The organism is Rhizobium sp. Root1203, assembly GCF_001424945.1.
Taxonomy (GTDB): domain Bacteria; phylum Pseudomonadota; class Alphaproteobacteria; order Rhizobiales; family Rhizobiaceae; genus Rhizobium.
Genome location: NZ_LMCW01000012.1, coordinates 747,492 through 765,750, shown reverse-complemented (window position 1 = coordinate 765,750; position 18,259 = coordinate 747,492). Strand labels below are relative to the sequence as shown.

General features: G+C 58.9%; 15 protein-coding genes and 1 tRNA gene. 5 read left to right on the top strand and 11 right to left on the bottom strand.

Features of this window, described 5'->3' with window-relative positions:
* Positions 1-318 precede the first annotated feature (318 nt).
* The 6 genes from ASC97_RS14405 to ASC97_RS14380 form a co-directional block, all read right to left on the bottom strand.
* Positions 319-984 carry a hypothetical protein gene (locus tag ASC97_RS14405; RefSeq protein WP_057468985.1) on the bottom strand — a complete coding sequence of 222 codons (666 nt, stop codon included), beginning with the start codon at positions 982-984 and terminating at the stop codon, positions 319-321.
* Between the two features lie 298 nt (positions 985-1,282).
* A complete protein-coding gene (locus ASC97_RS14400; protein WP_057468984.1) occupies positions 1,283-5,107 on the bottom strand; it encodes a vitamin B12-dependent ribonucleotide reductase in 3,825 nt (1,274 codons plus the stop codon).
* 592 nt (positions 5,108-5,699) lie between these two features.
* Entirely contained in the window at positions 5,700-6,287 is a 588-nt protein-coding gene (locus tag ASC97_RS14395) for a PDC sensor domain-containing protein (protein ID WP_057468983.1), read from the bottom strand.
* A 183-nt stretch (positions 6,288-6,470) separates the two neighbouring features.
* Entirely contained in the window at positions 6,471-6,968 is a 498-nt protein-coding gene (gene gpt / locus ASC97_RS14390) for a xanthine phosphoribosyltransferase (RefSeq protein WP_057468982.1), read from the bottom strand.
* A 183-nt stretch (positions 6,969-7,151) separates the two neighbouring features.
* A complete protein-coding gene (locus ASC97_RS14385; RefSeq protein WP_057468981.1) occupies positions 7,152-7,994 on the bottom strand; it encodes a universal stress protein in 843 nt (280 codons plus the stop codon).
* Between the two features lie 105 nt (positions 7,995-8,099).
* Positions 8,100-8,873, bottom strand: a complete 774-nt coding sequence (locus ASC97_RS14380) for a competence/damage-inducible protein A (RefSeq protein ID WP_057468980.1) — start codon at positions 8,871-8,873, stop codon at positions 8,100-8,102.
* 295 nt (positions 8,874-9,168) lie between these two features.
* Here ASC97_RS14380 and wrbA point away from each other — a divergent pair, with 295 nt between their 5' ends.
* Positions 9,169-9,765: an NAD(P)H:quinone oxidoreductase type IV gene (gene wrbA / locus ASC97_RS14375; RefSeq protein ID WP_057469371.1), complete on the top strand. Its 597-nt coding sequence runs from the start codon at positions 9,169-9,171 to the stop codon at positions 9,763-9,765.
* A 375-nt stretch (positions 9,766-10,140) separates the two neighbouring features.
* Here wrbA and ASC97_RS14370 read toward each other — a convergent pair.
* Positions 10,141-10,225 (bottom strand) — tRNA-Leu (locus ASC97_RS14370).
* A gap of 30 nt (positions 10,226-10,255) precedes the next feature.
* Entirely contained in the window at positions 10,256-10,645 is a 390-nt protein-coding gene (locus tag ASC97_RS14365) for an antibiotic resistance protein VanZ (RefSeq protein ID WP_057468979.1), read from the bottom strand.
* Positions 10,646-10,824: 179 nt separating this feature from the next.
* Between ASC97_RS14365 and ilvA the strand changes: the two genes are divergently transcribed.
* The 3 genes from ilvA (at position 10,825) to ASC97_RS14350 (ending at position 13,947) form a co-directional block, all read left to right on the top strand.
* Positions 10,825-12,075, top strand: coding sequence for a threonine ammonia-lyase (gene ilvA, locus ASC97_RS14360; RefSeq protein WP_057468978.1), 1,251 nt, complete (start codon positions 10,825-10,827; stop codon positions 12,073-12,075).
* 36 nt (positions 12,076-12,111) lie between these two features.
* Complete coding sequence (locus tag ASC97_RS14355; protein ID WP_057468977.1) at positions 12,112-12,438, top strand: HlyU family transcriptional regulator; 327 nt, start codon at positions 12,112-12,114, stop codon at positions 12,436-12,438.
* Positions 12,439-12,675: 237 nt separating this feature from the next.
* Complete coding sequence (locus tag ASC97_RS14350; protein WP_200959480.1) at positions 12,676-13,947, top strand: GGDEF domain-containing protein; 1,272 nt, start codon at positions 12,676-12,678, stop codon at positions 13,945-13,947.
* Positions 13,948-14,035: 88 nt separating this feature from the next.
* On the opposite strand, the gene ASC97_RS14345 is transcribed toward ASC97_RS14350, so the two are convergent.
* A complete protein-coding gene (locus ASC97_RS14345; protein ID WP_057468975.1) occupies positions 14,036-14,650 on the bottom strand; it encodes an FMN-dependent NADH-azoreductase in 615 nt (204 codons plus the stop codon).
* Positions 14,651-14,790: 140 nt separating this feature from the next.
* On the opposite strand from ASC97_RS14345, the gene ASC97_RS14340 reads away from it, so the two are divergent.
* Positions 14,791-15,759 (top strand): LysR family transcriptional regulator, encoded by a 969-nt coding sequence (locus ASC97_RS14340; protein WP_057468974.1) that lies wholly within the window; start codon positions 14,791-14,793, stop codon positions 15,757-15,759.
* Between the two features lie 38 nt (positions 15,760-15,797).
* On the opposite strand, the gene ASC97_RS14335 is transcribed toward ASC97_RS14340, so the two are convergent.
* Positions 15,798-17,786 (bottom strand): bifunctional 2',3'-cyclic-nucleotide 2'-phosphodiesterase/3'-nucleotidase, encoded by a 1,989-nt coding sequence (locus ASC97_RS14335; protein WP_057469370.1) that lies wholly within the window; start codon positions 17,784-17,786, stop codon positions 15,798-15,800.
* An 89-nt stretch (positions 17,787-17,875) separates the two neighbouring features.
* Complete coding sequence (locus ASC97_RS14330; protein ID WP_244481462.1) at positions 17,876-18,208, bottom strand: PilZ domain-containing protein; 333 nt, start codon at positions 18,206-18,208, stop codon at positions 17,876-17,878.
* Between the last annotated feature and the right edge of the window lie 51 nt (positions 18,209-18,259).

Below are 18,259 nucleotides of genomic sequence, written 5' to 3'. Positions count from 1 at the left end.
ACGCCTGCACGAATTCGGACACGGCAACTGGAAAAGGCAATGACGTCGCGTTTGAGAGCGCGGAGCTTCGGCTGAAGGAGCATTTGTCAGGTTGGGGCGCTCCGTTCGCAGATATCGGTGATAAGACCGTCCGAGGAATTGCGGTGATTCTGAAAGAGCATTGGCGTCGGGGAACAGCTTCGGACACTGAACAGCATCATCGACCCTAGCTCGTCGAGCCGCTCTAGTTCTCGGCCATGCGCTTCAGTCAAACGGCGGGGTAGCAAGGACGAGGCCCTGGACGGGCTGGCCGCCTCAGGTTTGCTTATCAGGAAACGTTCACAGGGTCGGGATTTCCGGCGCGTCTCCCTCGACGACTCCCGGCAGGCCAAACTCAAGCCGGGCGTTGGCGAAGTCTAGATCAAGCACCTCCAGCAATCTCTCGCCGTATGCTGCAGTCTCTTTGTTCGCGTCAGACCATCTGAACAGACGGCCATCCTGCAACGACAGGACAGCAAAATCATCTGGACGGCCGTTCAGCGGATGGCGATTCGCGACCATCCAGAGAGATGCATTCACCAGGCCAGCGCTCAACGTTTGACGTGTGTTCCACAAATGGACTGCAGTACGACGGCCGTTCAACTCGATGAGGAAGTTCGGTGTAAACTCGACCTTGAAAAGCCCCTTGGGACTGCTGAACAGAAAACCGTCACAGGCCGATAGGGAACCGGGGTTCTGTTGTCGCCATTGAGAAAATTGACGAAGGCCTTTGATGGCCGATTCGCGCTCGGCTTTTTTTCCGATATCAGCTGTCGATGCTAAGGCGTCCTCGAAGGCGAGGTTTTCGAACGCGATCCGCTGGACGCGTTGTCTAAGGCTTTTGTGAAAATCATATCCCCCGGTGCTCGGACGGAAACGGTCACGGACAAGGCGCTTCTGCGGATTGGGATTGGCATTGATCAACTTTAAGAAGGCGGAAAAACCGAACTTGGGCACTTGGCTCATATTGCTGAATTCCTATGGTCTATTGATCTGAATCTGCTTCCCCATCCCTGATTGCTTTTTGCTTCGAATATGGTCCCGGGCAGGGCAGGCCTGCCTGGGACGAGTTCCTTGTGCGCTGATGACTTGGCTACCGACCGATCCGGGTTGCGCTGCGGACCGGCCGAGTAATGCTGGACTGCCTACCATTGGCTTCAGTCATAGTAGAGCCGGTGACACCGGTTAGAGATCAATAGTGCTCCGTAACCCGGTGCCAGTGACTTTTGTTCGTAGCCCATTCAGCCGCCCCCAGTCCCACTGCTCAAGAGCAACCACTTGTGCTGCCGCATGTGTCGCACTTTTCGCAGGTGCCGTTCCGCACCATTGTGAAGTTCTGGCACTCAGAGCACATATTGCCGGTGTAGCCCTGCATGATCGAGCGCGCCCGGCGTTCGGATTCGAGCTTCTTGGCTTCCGTCTTGGCCGATGCGGCGTCGGCGGCTGCCTTGTCGGAGAACAGGGCGGTTGCCTGCTGCTGGGTTTCGGTTGCGATCTCTTCGCTTACTTCTTCAGCGATCTCTTCCGCCAGTTCCTTGGCGCGTTCCTCGTAGTCGCGCTTGAAGGCGACGATTTCGGAGGTCGAGATGGCGACTGTTGTCTCCAGCTTGCGGGCGGCGTTTCCGGCAAACGGCGTGACCGTTCCGCCGGAGGAGGCGCGGGCAGGGGCTGCGGTGGCGGAGCCCTTCGGCTCGCCCGAGGCCTGGCGCTCGTTGCCAGAGACCAGGGTCGGCTTGTAGCCGCGGGTCCAGCCGGTGGAGACGAGATTGGTCTTGCCTTCCTGGATGCCCTTGCCGAGCGCCGTGTTCGAGAAATCCGACGTATCCACGTGCGCGAGATCGTGGCGGCCGAGATAGGAGACGGCAAGCTCGCGGAACACGTAGTCGAGGATCGACGTGGCGTTCTTGATCGCATCGTTGCCGATGACCACGCCGGCGGGTTCGAACTTGGTGAAAGTGAAGGCCTCCACGTATTCTTCGAGCGGTACGCCGTACTGCAGGCCAAGGGAGATGGCGATGGCGAAGTTGTTCATCATCGCACGGAACGCCGCACCTTCCTTGTGCATGTCGATGAAGATCTCGCCAATGCGGCCGTCGCCGAATTCGCCGGTGCGCAGATACACCTTGTGTCCGCCGACGGCGGCCTTCTGGGTGTAACCCTGACGGCGGTTCGGCAGCTTCTCGCGTTCGCGGGTGACGCGCTCGACCACGCGCTCGATGATCTTCTCGGTGATGGTGACGGCCTGGGCGGCGACCGGCTGCTGCAGCAGATCGTCCAAAGCATCCTCGTCGTTGTCGTCTTCGATCAGCGAGGCGTTCAGAGGCTGCGACAGCTTGGAGCCGTCGCGGTAGAGCGCGTTTGCCTTCAGGCCGAGCTTCCAGGAGAGCATGTAGGCGCTCTTGCAATCGTCGACCGTCGCATCGTTCGGCATGTTGATGGTCTTGGAAATAGCACCCGAGATGAACGGCTGGGCAGCCGCCATCATGCGGATGTGGCTATCGACCGAGAGGTAACGCTTGCCGATCTTGCCGCAGGGGTTGGCGCAATCGAACACCGCGAGATGTTCCTGCCTCAGGAACGGCGCGCCTTCCAGCGTCATCGCGCCGCAAACATGGACGTTTGCAGCCTCGATGTCCTTCTTGGCGAAGCCGAGATGGTCGAGCAGGTTGAAGCTCATGTCGCCGAGCTGTTCGTCGGTGACGCCGAGCGTGTTCTTCAGGAAGTCGGTGCCGAGCGTCCACTGGTTGAAGACGAACTTGATGTCGAACGCCTGTTTCAGCGCGCCGTTGACGGCCTCGATCTTCTCGTCGGTAAAGCCCTTTGCCTTCAGTGACCCGGGATTGACGGCCGGTGCCTGGTTCAGGTTGCCGTGGCCGACAGCATAAGCTTCAATCTCGGCGATCTGGCTTTCCGAATAGCCGAGCGTGCGAAGCGCTTCGGGAACGGCGCGGTTGATGATCTTGAAGTAGCCGCCGCCGGCGAGCTTCTTGAACTTCACCAGAGCGAAGTCGGGTTCGATGCCGGTCGTATCGCAATCCATGACAAGGCCGATCGTGCCGGTCGGCGCGATCACGGTTGCCTGGGCATTGCGGAAGCCGTGCTTCTCGCCGAGTTCAATTGCCTTGTCCCAGGCAGCCTTGGCATGGGAAACCAGATCCTGGTCCGGGTTTTCGGAGTGGATCAGCGCGACTGGATTGATCGACAGGCCTTCGTAGCCAGTCGTCTCGCCGTAGGCCGCGCGGCGATGGTTGCGCATGACGCGCAGCATGCTCTCGCGGTTCGGAGCGAAGTTCTTGAACGGGCCGAGTTCGGAGGCCATTTCGGCCGAGGTCGCATAGGCGACACCCGTCATGATGGCCGTCAGAGAACCGGCAATCGCACGGGCTTCGTCGCTGTCATAAGGAATGCCCGAAGACATCAGGAGGCCGCCGATGTTGGCATAGCCGAGGCCGAGCGTCCGGTATTCGTAGGAGCGTTCGGCAATCTGGCGCGACGGGAACTGCGCCATCATCACCGACACTTCGAGAACGACCGTCCACAGGCGAACGGCGTGTTCGTAGTCGGTGATGTTGATGCGCTTCGTCGCCGCGTCCTTGAACTGCAGGAGGTTCAGCGAAGCAAGGTTGCAGGCCGTGTCGTCGAGGAACATGTATTCCGAGCACGGGTTGGAGGCGCGGATCGGGCCTTCTGCCGGGCTGGTGTGCCAGTCGTTCATCGTCGTGTTGAAGTGCAGGCCCGGGTCAGCGGAAGCCCAGGCGGCGTAGGAGATGGACTCCCAGAGGTCGCGGGCCTTCAGGGTCTTCATGACCTTGCCGTCCTTGCGGGCGGTCAGGTTCCAGTCGCCGTCATTTTCGACAGCGCGCAGGAAGTCGTCCTTGATCGAGACCGAGTTGTTGGAGTTCTGACCCGATACCGTGAGGTAGGCTTCCGAATCCCAGTCGGTGTCGTAAGTCTTGAATTCGAGGTCCTTGTAGCCCTGGCGGGCGAACTGGATGACGCGGCCGATATAGTTTTCCGGAACCTGGTCCTTCTTGGCAGCGCGGATCTCGCGCTTCAGCGCAGGGTTCTTGTTCGGGTCGTAGCAATCGCCATCGTCGCCGCCTTCGCAGTTGACGCAGGCCTTCATGATCGCCTTCAGATGCTTTGCGACGACCTTCGAACCGGTGACGAGAGCCGCGACCTTCTGCTCTTCCTTCACCTTCCAGTTGATGTATTCCTCGATGTCGGGATGGTCGATATCGACGACCACCATCTTGGCGGCACGGCGCGTCGTGCCGCCCGACTTGATGGCGCCGGCTGCACGGTCGCCGATCTTCAGGAAGCTCATCAGACCGGAGGAACGGCCGCCGCCCGAGAGCTTTTCGCCTTCGCCGCGAAGATAGGAGAAATTGGAGCCGGTGCCCGAGCCGTACTTGAAGAGGCGTGCCTCGCGAACCCAGAGGTCCATGATGCCGCCTTCATTGACGAGATCGTCTTCGACGGACTGAATGAAGCAGGCGTGCGGCTGCGGGTGTTCGTAGGCCGACTTCGACTTTGTCAGCTTGCCGGTGAAGGGGTCGACATAGAAATGGCCCTGGCCGGGGCCGTCGATGCCGTAGGCCCAGTGCATGCCGGTGTTGAACCACTGCGGTGAGTTCGGAGCGACGCGCTGCGTTGCGAGCATGTAGGCGAGTTCGTCGCGGAAAGCCGACGCATCTTCCTCGGAGGAGAAATAGCCGCCCTTCCAGCCCCAGTAGGTCCATGTGCCGGCAAGGCGGTCGAAGACCTGGCGGGCATCTGTTTCCGACCCGTACTGCTGCTCCTTCGGCAGCTCCTTCAGTGCAGCTTCATCGGCAACCGAACGCCATAGGAAGGAAGGAACGTCGTTTTCCTCGATCTTCTTGAGCCTGGCTGGAACGCCTGCCTTGCGGAAATACTTCTGCGCCAGGATGTCGGCCGCGACCTGCGAAAACTGCGCAGGAACGTCGATGTTCTCGAGGCGGAATACGATCGAACCGTCTGGGTTCTTGATCTCGCTGGTTGCCTTGCGGAATTCAATAGCCGCGTAAGCGCCCTGATCTGCCTTCGTAAAACGGCGTTCTATGCGCATGTGCCTTAACCTCTAGCTCGCGCGCCCCATCCCCGTCGACCAAGGCGCAAGTTTCCACGTCCGGCCTCGCCGGTAAGGGCGCAGCCAGTTCTCGTTTCCGTACCGTCACAGGCGTGTCATCCGGAGATGCTCATCCTGTATCTTGTGGTGATGGTGGCTGCAAACACTAAATATAGTATTAACAGCTTAATTTCGCCAGCCCCGGATGTCGCTTTTTACAGATCAAAGATCGCGCACAAAGCCCCTCGCAGCGGTCATCCCATCATGGATGCAACGCCCTGATTCTACGCTCGATTTTTGATGAGAACCGGCCTCGTTGTTTCCGGTCCAGCTGCCGCCGCAACATCGGATCCCATTAAGTTGAAAAGAGACGATTCCGTCAAGGGGTGGTTCTTAAGGAAGTGTTCACCACAAGATATTGTGGATCACCCTGTGGAGACTGGGGAAAAGCGAGTCGTGCAAGAATTTCAATGGTTTGTCGCCCAATGCGGAAGCCAGATCCGAAAAGGCGATAAAATTACTCTGTTTTGCGGATTTTGCCGGTGGCGTTTGCGGTCCAAATGCGCATGCCGATTCGTTGGTGCCAGTTTGCTCAAAGAGCATCGATTGCGATGGTCACCGTTGCTATGCCGATGGGCGTTCCGTCCTCCCCGCGGATCATGAAACTTGCCTGCGTCTGCAGCAATTGCGTGACATCGTCGCGTTCTGCACGGTCGATGAAGATGTCGTCCGACCCTTTCGCAATCGTCTTAAGGAATTTATCTTCGTCGCCTTGCCAGTAATCGGTGGTGATGGTGCTCTGGGCGACATTGAGACCGCGGCGATCGGTCACGAACATCTCGACAATTGTTCCCTGCGACTGATCTTGCTTCGACTTGAGATAGAGCGACACCGGATTGCTGAGCAGCTGCACCGCCATCTGCAATTTGCCGGTCTGGATTTCCGAGCGGTAGGTGTTGTCCAGCACCCGGATGTCCATCTCGCTGACGTCGCCCAACCTACCGTTCTGCGCAGTGATGGCATTCCGTACAATCGGCTCGGAGAAGATCGGCTTGATACGCTTCTCGACGTATTCCCGCACGATGGAGACATAAGCGGGCTCGGCGGAAACGCTGCAGGGATACAGTTGAGCACCAAAACCCAAAGTCGCAACAATGCCGACGAATCGCCAACAGACCATATTTATTCCAGCGTCGCGTCTGCGACCTTGCTTTTGCACGATGGTGTCAGACCGGTAGGTCAAGCACCACCCCTCTGTTCTATATTAGGTCGGACCGCGGTAGCCGGACAGCGGAATTCGAGATATTAGTAAACAAAGATTGGCACAATTTATGGTTGCACCAATCCTGATCCATACGTCAGGTCAGCCCCGGTCGCCCTTGGCAATCGGCTCCTGATAGGTGAAGCCCATGTCCCACGGGAAATAGATCCAGGTATCCTGGCTCACCTCCGTCACAAAGGTATCGATGGTCGGAACGCCCTGGGGCTTGGCGTAGACGCAGGCGAAGTGCGCCTTTGGCAGCAGCGTGCGAACTTCGGACGCGGTTTTGCCGGTATCGGTAAGATCGTCAATGACCAGAACGCTTTCGCCGCCGTCGGCCACCAGCTCCGATGCGATCCCCTTCAGAAGCATCATCTCTCCCTGGTTCACGTAGTCGTGGTAGGAGGCGACACACACGGTTTCGATCAGGCGAATGTTCAATTCGCGAGAGATGATGGCGGCCGGAACGAGGCCGCCGCGTGTAATGCAGACGATGGCCTTGAAGTCGCGCTTGAGGCCGGCAAGACGCCAGGCCAGCGCCCGCGCGTCACGGTGGAACTGATCCCAGGAAACAGGAAAGGCTTTATCAGGAAGGGACATGAGCTTGCTCCGCGGCATGAATAATGACACGCCGTTTGCCGGCGGCCGGACGCTCTTCCACGCACTCTGTCAAACGCAAATCGCGCAGCCGAAACTGCGCGATGGAGGGACCGAGGCCGAAGCTCGTCGTCGGTCGTCGCAATTAGCGGAATTTGGCTGTGAAACGCAAGCCCTCCGCACATCTTATCGCGACAGCAGCGTCAGGGCCGTCATCGATTGGAGCAGGCTCTTCGTCGTGCCGCCGAAAATCATCTGCCATAGCCGCGAATGCGTGTAGGCGCCCATGACGAGCAGATCGATGCTGCTGTCCGAGAGACGGTTTTCTATGACGGTAGCGGCATGCTTGTCCTGGCTTACGGCAGTCGCTAGCGTTGCTTTCACGCCGTGGCGGGCGAGGGTTGCCGCAATTTCCGCCCCGGCGACCGCGGCCGATTGCAGCGCGTTGTCCACCGGATCGACGGAAAAAACCTCCACTTCGTCGGCCGCCTTCAGGATTGGAAGGGCGTCGAACGTCGCACGCGCCGCCTCTTTCGAACCGTTCCATGCAATGAGGACACGCTTGATCGGCTTGGGTTTGCGGATGGTGAAGGGAATCATCAGGACGGGGCGACCGCTGTCCAGAAGAAAATTGTCCACATCCACGTGACTGTCCGATGGTTTTGCGGGGTCGGCCTGGGAGGCAATCAGCAGATCGGAGCTGCGGGCGCTTTCGATCAGCGGTGCTGAGCCGTAGCCGGCTGACGAGGTGAAGCTGCGCCATTCGAAAGAGACACCTTCCAGCTCTGCCTTCCGGCGGACAATCCGCTCGATCTCGACCGTCTCGGCATGCGCCATATCCTGCAGGGCCTGAACCGCGACCGGATCGGGTATCTCCATCGGTGCGACAAGCGGCACGACGGCGATTGTCTCCGCATGCAGGCCGATCACGTGCGCGTTGGTCTCAGCCGCGATGGCGAAGGCAAAATCCGCGACGGCGCTGCAGTTGTCGGTGGTATCGAGAATGGCCAGAATCGTTTTGTAGGACATGTGTTTCTCCTCGTGCGGATAAAATCGGCTCTAAGATAAGCAATGCTCGTTGCAGGCGGTTGTTTCCTTGATGCAGATCATGAGTGGGTGACGGCGAGAGGAAGTCTATGCCTCCGCAGAGTGATTTTCGAGCGTTTCCCGCCCCAGGCGAATGGCTTCGATCATAGCCTGAACGTCTGCGCCTGCAGCGTCGATGGCATCCTGTGAGCGGCCGCGAACGACAATCTCGGTCGAGAATTTCTGGCCGACATAGCGCGGATAGGAGCCGATGCTCGTGTCTGGGTGAGCCTTTTGGATCGCGGCGAGCGGCGTTCCTATATCCCCCTCACCATAAGGGCAGGAAATCGCCAGCGAAAGGACGCGCGTCCCGGTGCGCAGAGTAGGGATGACTGCGTCGACCATTGCCTGGAACACCTGCGGCACGCCTGCCATGACATGCACGTTGCCGATGACAAACCCCGGAGCCGTCGACACAGGATTGGGAATATGACGCGCCCCGACAGGCATGCGTGCCATGCGCTTGCGTGCCTCGGTAAATTCCAGTTCACGGCGCTTGTACATGCCGCCGAGCAGGGTCATAGCCTCGTCGTTGTATTCGCAGGCGACGCCGAACGCCCTGGAAACCGCATCCGCAGTAATATCGTCGTGCGTCGGTCCAATGCCACCGGAGGTGAAGACATAATCGTACTGCGTGCGCAGGGCATTGAGAGCGTCGACAATGGCATCTTCCTCATCGCCGACGATCCGAACTTCCTTGAGGTCGATACCGGCCAGAAGCAGCATGTCGGCGAGATGGCCGATGTTCTTGTCTTTGGTGCGACCGGAAAGAAGTTCGTCGCCGATGGCAAGAATGGCTGCAGTCACAATCTGTTGGGTCATTGCAGGTCTCTGTCTTTTCTCGTTGTTCGGGAGCGAACTTATATCAAATAGGGCAGACGGGAAGCCCGTGCGTCGACTGGCGAAAAAGTGAATGCAAGTCCGGAAACGTGCAATTTGATTGAACAGTCCGTTTCCGTTGGCGCGGCTGGCCGCCTGCCATCCGCTGGGATAGCTATTGCCTCAGCGCACCGTGCGTTTCGAGGCATTATTCATGATACCCGAGTTCATCAAACGGATTCTATTCGGCGCGCCGACCCCGGCGCCCTCCACACCACAGAAGAAGGAAACTGCGAAAATGGCTAAGGTTCTGGTACTCTACTATTCGTCATACGGTCACATTGAAACGATGGCCTACGCCGTTGCCGAAGGCGCGAAGTCGGCGGGAGCCGAGGTTGTCGTCAAACGCGTACCGGAGCTTGTTCCGGAAGAGGTTGCAAAGTCATCCCACTTCAAGATGGATCAGGCCGCTCCCATCGCCACAGTCGATGAACTGGTCGAATACGATGCGATCATTGTCGGCGCTGGCACCCGCTTCGGTACGGTCGCTTCGCAGATGCGCAATTTCTGGGATCAGACGGGCGGCCTCTGGTTCGCTGGAAAGCTGGTCGGCAAGATCGGCTCGACCTTCACCTCCTCTGCGACGCAGCACGGCGGTCAGGAATCCACCATTCTCGGCTTCATCCCGACCTTCCTCCATCAGGGCATGGTCGTTGTCGGTCTGCCCTATGCTTTCCAAGGCCAGATGGGTACGGAAGAAGTCAAGGGCGGCTCGCCCTACGGCGCATCCACGATCACCAACGGTGACGGCTCGCGCCAGCCGTCGGCAATCGAGCTGGAGGCAGCCAAGTATCAGGGCGCCCACGTCGCCAAGATCGCGGCAAAGCTGGCTTAATTCGGATATCGCATAAGTTTGAGCGCGGCCCTTCGGTCGCGCTTTTTCTATCGCAGCGCGTCAGCCGTAGAGTCCGTGGAATTTTGCGGTGTAGAAAAGCAGCGGTACACCGAATACCGCAAGAGCAATCAAGAATGCCGTGCCTGCTCGAAATAGCCTGAGGCGCCGGGTTTTCGCGCCATCCCAATCGTAAACCATCGCCTTACTCCCACAAGACAAGTTTTACTAATTACACGCCAAAAACCGCAGCTTCTCTGGCCGTGGCATACAAACACATTCTCACGTTGTAATAAAGCGATCTTGTTGCGGGCACGCCGGCTTGTCACAGCTAAAGCGCGCCCGTGCGCGACCGGTAGGAGATTTTCGCTGCAGGGCTGGTGCGGGCGGCGGGGGTCGAACCCGCACAGATTGCTCCGAGGGATTTTAAGTCCCTTGCGTCTACCAGTTTCGCCACGCCCGCGCAGCCTTCTCCTTCAACGACTGCAGCGATTCAGTCAAGGGCATCTGTTGCGGCGCCTGCCGTGCGCAGTTCAGTCGGCTTGAGCGGACGGAAGCGGTTGAGCATGCAGCCGGTCAGCACGCCGAAGGATGCGCCGACGGCCTTCACCGCCGCGTCATGCAAGCGCGCGTGTCGTGTTGGCGACAGGTATTGCATATACTCGATGGCGACGGCGCCGACGACCAGGAGCGTTGCCACCGTCATCCAGTGCCGAGGGTAGGCCAAAGCGAAGGCGAGGCCGACAAGGAGATAGGCAACGGCGCGGTCGATATTGACCGACGTGACCGTGTGAGGTCGCAGGCCGATCGGCGAAACGGTAACGAAAACAATCGCAGCGAGAAGAAACCAGGCAAGCGGTTTGGCAAGTCTATTGATCATCATGCCGCTATCTAAGCGATGTGACGCTTCGTTGACAGCGCACAACTGCGTTATCAGGCGCTGTTTTTGCTATGGTGTTGCGGCAAGTGTTCGTTCACCGAACGGTTGGTGCCGAAAATGGGCTTCTTTCGGCCCTCTGGCTATGCCATAGCGAAACGCGGTAACAGCAAGGAACCGAGACCGTGACCAGACAGGATGTCGAAGCTGCCGAAGAGTCGATCCGCAGCCTCTTTCCGGCAACGCCGCTGCAACTCAACGAGCACCTTTCCGCACGCTACGGTGCCGATATCTGGCTGAAGCGCGAAGATCTGTCGCCGGTGCGATCCTACAAAATTCGAGGCGCGTTCAATTTTTTCCGCAAGGCTATCGCTGAAGGTGCCGCCGGCAAAACGTTCGTCTGCGCCTCCGCCGGCAATCACGCGCAGGGCTTTGCATTCGTCTGCCGTCATTTCGGCGTGCCAGGTGTTGTGTTCATGCCGGTGACGACACCGCAGCAGAAGATAGACAAGACGCGTATTTTCGGCGCCGAGTTCATCACCATCAAGCTGACAGGCGATTTCTTCGATCAGTGCTACAAGGCAGCGCGTGAACACGTCGAGGCTATCGACGGCGTCATGGTGCCGCCCTTCGATCACGCCGATATTATCGAGGGGCAGGCAACCGTCGCCGCGGAGATTCTCCAGCAGTTGCCGGAGGGAACCCTGCCGGACATGGTCGTCATGCCTGTTGGCGGCGGCGGTCTGGCGGCGGGAACCACGGGTTATCTCGATGGGATCGTGCCGAAAGCCGGATTCGTCTTTGTCGAGCCCGCCGGTGCGCCGAGCCTTAGGCGCAGCATCGAGGCCGGCGAAGTCGTGACCCTTTCCAAGGTCGACAATTTTGTGGACGGTGCCGCGGTGGCGCGGATCGGCGATTTGAACTTTGCGGCGCTCAGCGGCTTTCCGGCGGATCAGGTCATGCTGATGCCTGAGAATGCGATCTGCGTGACGATCAGCGAGATGCTGAACGTCGAGGGCGTCGTGCTTGAGCCTGCCGGCGCGCTGTCGCTGACCGCTATCGCAGCCATGGATGCACAAACGATCCGAGGCAAAACGATCGTCGCGATCGTCTCGGGGGGGAACTTCGATTTCGAGCGGTTGCCGGATGTGAAGGAGCGTGCCATGCGCTACGCCGGCCTGAAAAAGTATTTTATCCTGCGAATGCCGCAGCGGCCCGGTGCGCTACGCGACTTCCTTAATCTTCTCGGTACTGAAGACGACATTGCTCGCTTCGAGTACTTGAAGAAGACTGCTCGCAACTTCGGCTCGGTCCTGATCGGGATCGAATCCAAGGCGCCCGAAAATTTCGCTGAGCTGATCAAGAATTTTGAAAATGCTGGCATCGGCTTCGAGGACATCACCGAAAACGAGATCCTCGCCAACCTCATCATTTAACTTTAACGACGCGAACCGGCGTGATAAAGGCGGACTATGGCTTCGATATTCACCAGCATTTTTTCGATGTTCTCAGGCGGCGCAAAGCCAGCAGGCACTGCAGCAGGCATAACCGCGGAACCACAGCTTTATGGCGACTGCACGATCTATGCCGAGCCCCAGAAGGAAGGCGGCCAATACCGTCTGGCGGGTCGCATCGAGAAGACTATCGGCGAGGACGTTCTGGTGCGCAATTTCATTCGAGCCGACATGTTTTCATCATCCGACGATGCTGTCGAATGCACCGTGCGCAAGGCGCAGCAGATCATCGACCAGAATGGCTCATCGCTCTTCAGCGACGGCGCCAAGGTACGCCAAGTCTGACGGCAACCGGCTGCCTTAGGCGATAATCTGCACGTCCGCATGTTTGAAGTGGACGTTCACTCATCCAATTTTAAAGTATTGAAGCGACTCTTGCTGTCCGCAGGCTTCGCAGGACTGTTTTGTGCGTCAGGATACCGAAATAACGACCGCTATGGCCATAGACGAGGAGGGCGCTTTCGGCTGTGACCTCGATCGATCTGCGACCGCGTCGCAAAGCAACGGCGGGGAGCGGAGCGGCTGATGGAAACTCTCAATCTTCTGCTGTTTGTGATCGAAGCCGTCGGCTATTTCACACTGATGGTGACATTGCTGCATTTTCGCTACCGCCTTGGCCTGGGCATGTTTCTGACGGCGCTTGGCGTCATGCATTTCATGGAGACATATCTGGCGGCGGTCTTCTATGTGTCCGTACCATTCGGCATCGTCTCGCCGGGCTCGTCCATCTTCTTTGCCGGCAAGCTGATGATGATCCTGATGCTGTATCTGCAGGAGGACGCGGCAGTCGTCCGCCAGCCCATCTACGGACTGTTCCTCGGTAATCTGCTGACGGTCGGCGTAGCCTGGCTGTTGCAATGGCATTCACCAGTCGCGTTGTCACCGGGAAGGGCGCCCAACTTCGATTTCTTGCGGGAGATGGGCTGGCTGATGGTTTGGGGGACGGCCCTTCTGTATCTCGATTCGATCGGGATTATTCTGCTCTACGAGCGACTTGGCCGTTATTTCAAGCACAAGGTCATCCTGCGGTTCATGATCTGCGGTTTCGCGCTCCTGACCTTCGACCAGATCGGTTTCTTTGGCGCGCTGTACTACTTTGCAGGCGTACCGGCCGATGCCTTCTGGGGTGGATGGAAGGCGAAGATGCTTGCCGTCTGTATTTATACGGCCCTCTTCGCAATCTACGAGATCGGAATTCGCCGTGGTGCCGTCGCCGCCAGCGCGCGTCCGATCAGCGACATCTTCAGCGACCTGACGTTTCGGGAGCGCTACCACGATTTGTTGAGCCGCACGGGTAGGGATGTCCTGACAGGGCTTTATGACCGTGCACGCATGGAGTTCGAGGCCCCGACCATGATCCGCGAGTCCTTGCGACAGGGGCAGCCCGTCACCGTCGTCATTCTGGATGCCGATCATTTCAAGGACGTCAACGACCACTTCGGCCACCTGCAGGGCGATGAGGTGCTCAAGGCAATTGCGGCACGTCTCGGCACAATTCTGCGTGCCAGCGATCGGATGTTCCGTTTCGGTGGTGAGGAGTTCGTGGCGATATGCCCCGCGACCGATCACGCCGAGGGCCTGCGCCTGGCAGAGCGATTGCGCTGGACGATCGCCAGCAGCGTCAGCACTCCAGACGGCAAGCCGGTCACGGTGAGTGTTGGAGTGGCTACTGCAGACGAGGACGGGATCGGCTTCACAACGGTACTGTCTGCTGCTGACGAACGGCTGTACCAGGCGAAAAAGATCGGCCGCAACTGCGTTGTCGGCCGTCCTGAGGTCGCAGTAGTCGGCTGACCTTTCGCCTGCCGTCTCGTCGGAGCAACAAAAGAAGGGGCAGCCGGCATAACCGGTTGCCCCGCGAGCTTGCTACGCGGATCGGAAATTAAGCCGCAAGCGCAATTTCTTCGGCGCGCGCCTTGGCAGCGCCGATCGCCTTCTCTGCAGCTTCAGGGCCGAACGCGAGGCCTTCGACATAGATGGTCTCGACGTCGGTGATGCCGAGGAAGCCGAGAACCGATTTGAGGTAGGGAACCGCGTGGTTCATCGGCGCAGCCGGGCCTTGCGAATAGACACCGCCGGAGGCGAGAACGACGTAGACCTTTTTCCCCGTGGCAAGGCCCACTGGGCCGTTTTCGGTGTAGGTGAAGGTACGGCCGGCACGCGCGACGTTGTCGATCCAGGTCTTCAACGACGAGTAGATGCCGAAGTTGATGAGGCCGGTACCGATGACGATGGTGTCGGCTGCAAGCAGTTCGTCCACGAGTGCGTCGGACGTCTTGACTGCTTCCGCTTCCTGAGCAGTACGGGCGTCTGCCGGCTTGCGGATGGCAGCCGTGAAGAGATCGTCGATATGTGGAAGCGGGTTGGCTGCGAGGTCGCGGCGAACCACGACGCTGCCTGGCTGCTGGGCCTTGAGCTTGCCTGCGAGGTCCGAGGCAATAGTGGTCGAAAGAGACTCAGCGCGGGGGCTGGAGGTCAGAAGCAGGATGGACGACATGATTGTTGTTCCTCTCGTCGGTGGCTTTCGAGGTCCGTTTGGGAGGTTTGGACCGGGGTTCGAGTGAACAGATAAGACGGGTTGTCTATCGAAAAAACTGGGATAAAGTAGATCGTATCTATCGATGGATTGGATGGACGATGCTACCGAACCCTACTTTGGACCAGTTGCAGGTATTCCTGACGGTTGCCGAGACAGGCAGCTTTTCAGCGGCCTCCCGCGTGCTCAACCGCGCCCAGTCGGTGATCAGCTACACGATTGCGAACCTTGAGACCCAGCTTGAAATGCAGCTCTTCGAACGTTCGGGGGCGCGCCAGCCGAAGCTGACTGAAGCGGGCAAGGCCATGCTTGAGGATGCGCGTCGGTTGCTGATCGATTTGCAGGTGATGCGTGCGCGTGTGAAAAGCCTCAAGGAAGGGCTGGAGGCGGAGGTTTCCGTGGCGATCAGCGTTATGGTGCCGCCCCAGGCAACGGTCGATGTGCTGAGAGAGTTCAGGGAGAGGTTCCCGTCTGTCGCGCTCAACTTGAATGTCGGAGAGCTCGGGATGGTTATGGATGCGGTGCTGAGCGGCAAGGCGACGATCGGCATTGGCGGCGCGGTACTCAGGCAGGACGATTCGATCATCGTCGAGAAGATCGGCTATTCCTTCATGGTGCCAGTCGCTTCTCGCAATCATCCCCTGGCGGCGTTCCATCGACCGCTAACTCTTGGCGATGTCCGCGAGGAGGTGCAGCTCGTCGTCACCGACGCATCCGGTCTGACGAAGGGGCGAGACTTCAACGTGCTGTCCTATAAGACCTGGCGCGTCAGCGACATAGCGACCAAGCACGCGCTGATCCGGGGCGGCTTGGGTTGGGGCGGGTTACCGGCGTCAATCATACGCGACGATCTGGCGAGCGGCACTCTGGTCCATCTCGATCTTCAGGCCTATGAACAGGGGGAATATCCAATCTACGCCATGCGGCGGATCGCCAATCCGCCGGGTCCGGCGGCCACATGGATGATCGATGCTTTCAGGTCCCGGCTTTCCGCATGCCCTAGCCATGCGGACTTCACAGCATCGCTGAGCGAGCTCCGCCCGCCCGACATGCCGCTCGCTGCAGAATAGCGAGGCGCTGGCGCCTCGCTATATATGTATACATCGACTTACAGAATCAGCCTGAACCTGGCGAAGCCATCGCTCCCTTCACCGGCATCCTCTATCTTCGCGCCCTTGACGTCCGCGATAAACTGCTTGGCCCTGGGGCCGCTCTGGAATGTCGCCGTCGTTCCGGGCAATGGCTTGAATGTCCAGTTGCCGTCGGCGGAAGGGTTGATCGTGCCTTGCTCGTGAACGTAGCGCACGATCACGTCTCGGTTCGTGTCCGGTGCCTGGAATACCACTTTGTCCGCGGCGATCTCCGGGAATTTTCCGCCGCCGCCGGCGCGGTAGTTATTCGTGACCACCAGGAATTTCTGCTGCGGGTCGATCGGTTTGCCGTCGAACTGCAGGTTCTGGATGCGATTGGAACCGGCATTGATCGCCTTTCCGTCATTGTCGTATTTTCGCGGCTGCGACAGGTCGATCTGATAGGTGACGCCGTCAATGACGTCGTAGTTGTAGGACGGAAACTCGTCGTTCAACAGATCGGCGTCCTGGGAGCCCGGCTTCACTTCGTTGAACATGCCAGCCGACATTTCCAGCCAGTTCCTCACCTGCTCGCCTGAAATGACGACGGCCTGAACGGTGTTCGGATAGAGGTAGAGGTCCGCTACATTCCTGATGGCGATATCGCCGGCCGGAACGTCGGTATAGTAGTCCGCCCCTCCGCGTCCACCGGCCTTGAACGGCGCCGCAGCCGAGAGCACCGGCAGATCCCTGAATTCCGTGTCCGCGAGCATCTGTCTGATGTACCAGGTCTGCGCCTGTGAGACGATCTGAACGGAGGGGTCGTCCGCAACCAGGGCGAAGTAGGAGTAGAGCGGTGCGGAACTCTTGCCGACCGGCGTGCGGACATAGGCAAGTGTCGCCTCGTGCTCGGCCTTGGCCGCGTCGACGACCTCCCTGTTGTCCGTCACGTCGGCGACGACTTTCTTCTTGTCGTCACGGTGGTAGATAGGCCGCGCTTCCGAGGTGAAATCGACGATTTTCCAGCCCTTGCCGTCCTTCTCCAGCAAAAGGTCGATCAGGCCGAGATGCGAGCCCCAGAAACCTGCCATGACAGCGGGCTTACCGTGCAGCGTGCCCTTGACAGGATCAGCGTTCGGGATGTCGTCCCACGTTTTCGGTCCGGGGAAGACGAGATGCTGGTGTCCGGTAAAGATGGCGTCGATGCCATCGACCGCAGCCAGGTGCAGGGACGCGTTTTCCATTTTTTCGGACGGCGCCGTGCCGTCGATGCCGGAGTGGGAGAGGGCGATGACGATGTCTGCCCCTTCTTCCTTCATCACGGGAACCCAAGCCCTGGCTGCCTCGACGATATCGCGCGTCTGCGCATTTCCCTCGAGATTCTTGATGTCCCAGAGCATGATCTGGGGCGGCACGAAACCCACGAAGCCGATTTTCACCGGGCTCTCGTTGCCGGCGCCGTCCTTGATCATCTTCTCGACGATGATGTAGGGCTTGAAGAAAAGCTCGTCCTGCTTCGGGTCTGAGGCAAGTTGGCCCTTGGTCAGATTGGCACAGACGAAGGGGAAGTTGGCGCCCGCCAGCACCTTGAACATGAATTCGAGGCCGTAGTTGAACTCATGGTTTCCAAGCGTGCCGACGGTGTAGCCGAGCGTGTTCATCGCCTTGATGACGGGGTGGACGTCGCCATCCTTCATTCCGTGCTGATAGGCCATGTAGTCGCCCATCGGATTGCCCTGCAACACGTCGCCGTTGTCGATCAAGAGCGAGTTGGCCGCCTCCGCGCGAATGCTGTCGATGATCGTCGCCGTGCGCGCCAGACCCATCGTGTCGTTCGGCTTGTCGGCATAATAATCGTAGGGAAAGACGTTGACGTGAATATCGGTCGTTTCCATCAGCCGCAGATGCGCCTGATTGGCGGCGGCACGCGCGGTGAACGGATGCAGCAGCACCAGAGCGGAGGTAGCAGCGATTCCGGCCAGCAGCGAGCGTCGGCTCACCGGCGGTAGATCAAGCATGGAAGACATGAAAACTCCTTCGAAAATCATGCATCGCCCGGCCCGAAGGCGAGATTAGGATGATCTGCGAAGGAGTAAACCCTCAAAATGACAGTCGCTTAACGCGACAGTGTCGGCCGTACTTCCTTGTGGAAGAAACGGAAGTACGAGGCAACCTGAGCCCGGGCATTGGAGTTCGGATCGAACTGGATGCCCAGACGCCCGTTGTGACACCAGCGGATGATGCCATGAAGTGTCCCGACGTCCTCGGTGAGGATCTGCACGCGGCTGCCCGATGCCGCATGCAATGGAGCCCTGATCTCGACCGCCATGCCGGTGACCGACATATCGAGAATGCGGGCATCCACCTCCTTGTTCAGGTAGCGAACCTTGCCGAATATACGGCAAGGTTTACGATCGGCCTTGCGAGTGATGATATTTAGATTGTGCATCATACTACTCCCAACAGGATAACTGATGCGAAGTATTGGCAGAAAAGATTG

What these genes read in the sequence shown, in the direction of transcription:
- ASC97_RS14405 (WP_057468985.1), bottom strand. Translation starts at nt 984, where the DNA reads ATGAGCCAAGTGCCCAAGTTCGGTTTTTCCGCCTTCTTAAAGTTGATC.
- ASC97_RS14400 (WP_057468984.1), bottom strand. Translation starts at nt 5,107, where the DNA reads ATGCGCATAGAACGCCGTTTTACGAAGGCAGATCAGGGCGCTTACGCG.
- ASC97_RS14395 (WP_057468983.1), bottom strand. Translation starts at nt 6,287, where the DNA reads ATGGTCTGTTGGCGATTCGTCGGCATTGTTGCGACTTTGGGTTTTGGT.
- gpt (WP_057468982.1), bottom strand. Translation starts at nt 6,968, where the DNA reads ATGTCCCTTCCTGATAAAGCCTTTCCTGTTTCCTGGGATCAGTTCCAC.
- ASC97_RS14385 (WP_057468981.1), bottom strand. Translation starts at nt 7,994, where the DNA reads ATGTCCTACAAAACGATTCTGGCCATTCTCGATACCACCGACAACTGC.
- ASC97_RS14380 (WP_057468980.1), bottom strand. Translation starts at nt 8,873, where the DNA reads ATGACCCAACAGATTGTGACTGCAGCCATTCTTGCCATCGGCGACGAA.
- wrbA (WP_057469371.1), top strand. Translation starts at nt 9,169, where the DNA reads ATGGCTAAGGTTCTGGTACTCTACTATTCGTCATACGGTCACATTGAA.
- ASC97_RS14365 (WP_057468979.1), bottom strand. Translation starts at nt 10,645, where the DNA reads ATGATGATCAATAGACTTGCCAAACCGCTTGCCTGGTTTCTTCTCGCT.
- ASC97_RS14355 (WP_057468977.1), top strand. Translation starts at nt 12,112, where the DNA reads ATGGCTTCGATATTCACCAGCATTTTTTCGATGTTCTCAGGCGGCGCA.
- ASC97_RS14345 (WP_057468975.1), bottom strand. Translation starts at nt 14,650, where the DNA reads ATGTCGTCCATCCTGCTTCTGACCTCCAGCCCCCGCGCTGAGTCTCTT.
- ASC97_RS14340 (WP_057468974.1), top strand. Translation starts at nt 14,791, where the DNA reads ATGCTACCGAACCCTACTTTGGACCAGTTGCAGGTATTCCTGACGGTT.
- ASC97_RS14335 (WP_057469370.1), bottom strand. Translation starts at nt 17,786, where the DNA reads ATGTCTTCCATGCTTGATCTACCGCCGGTGAGCCGACGCTCGCTGCTG.
- ASC97_RS14330 (WP_244481462.1), bottom strand. Translation starts at nt 18,208, where the DNA reads ATGCACAATCTAAATATCATCACTCGCAAGGCCGATCGTAAACCTTGC.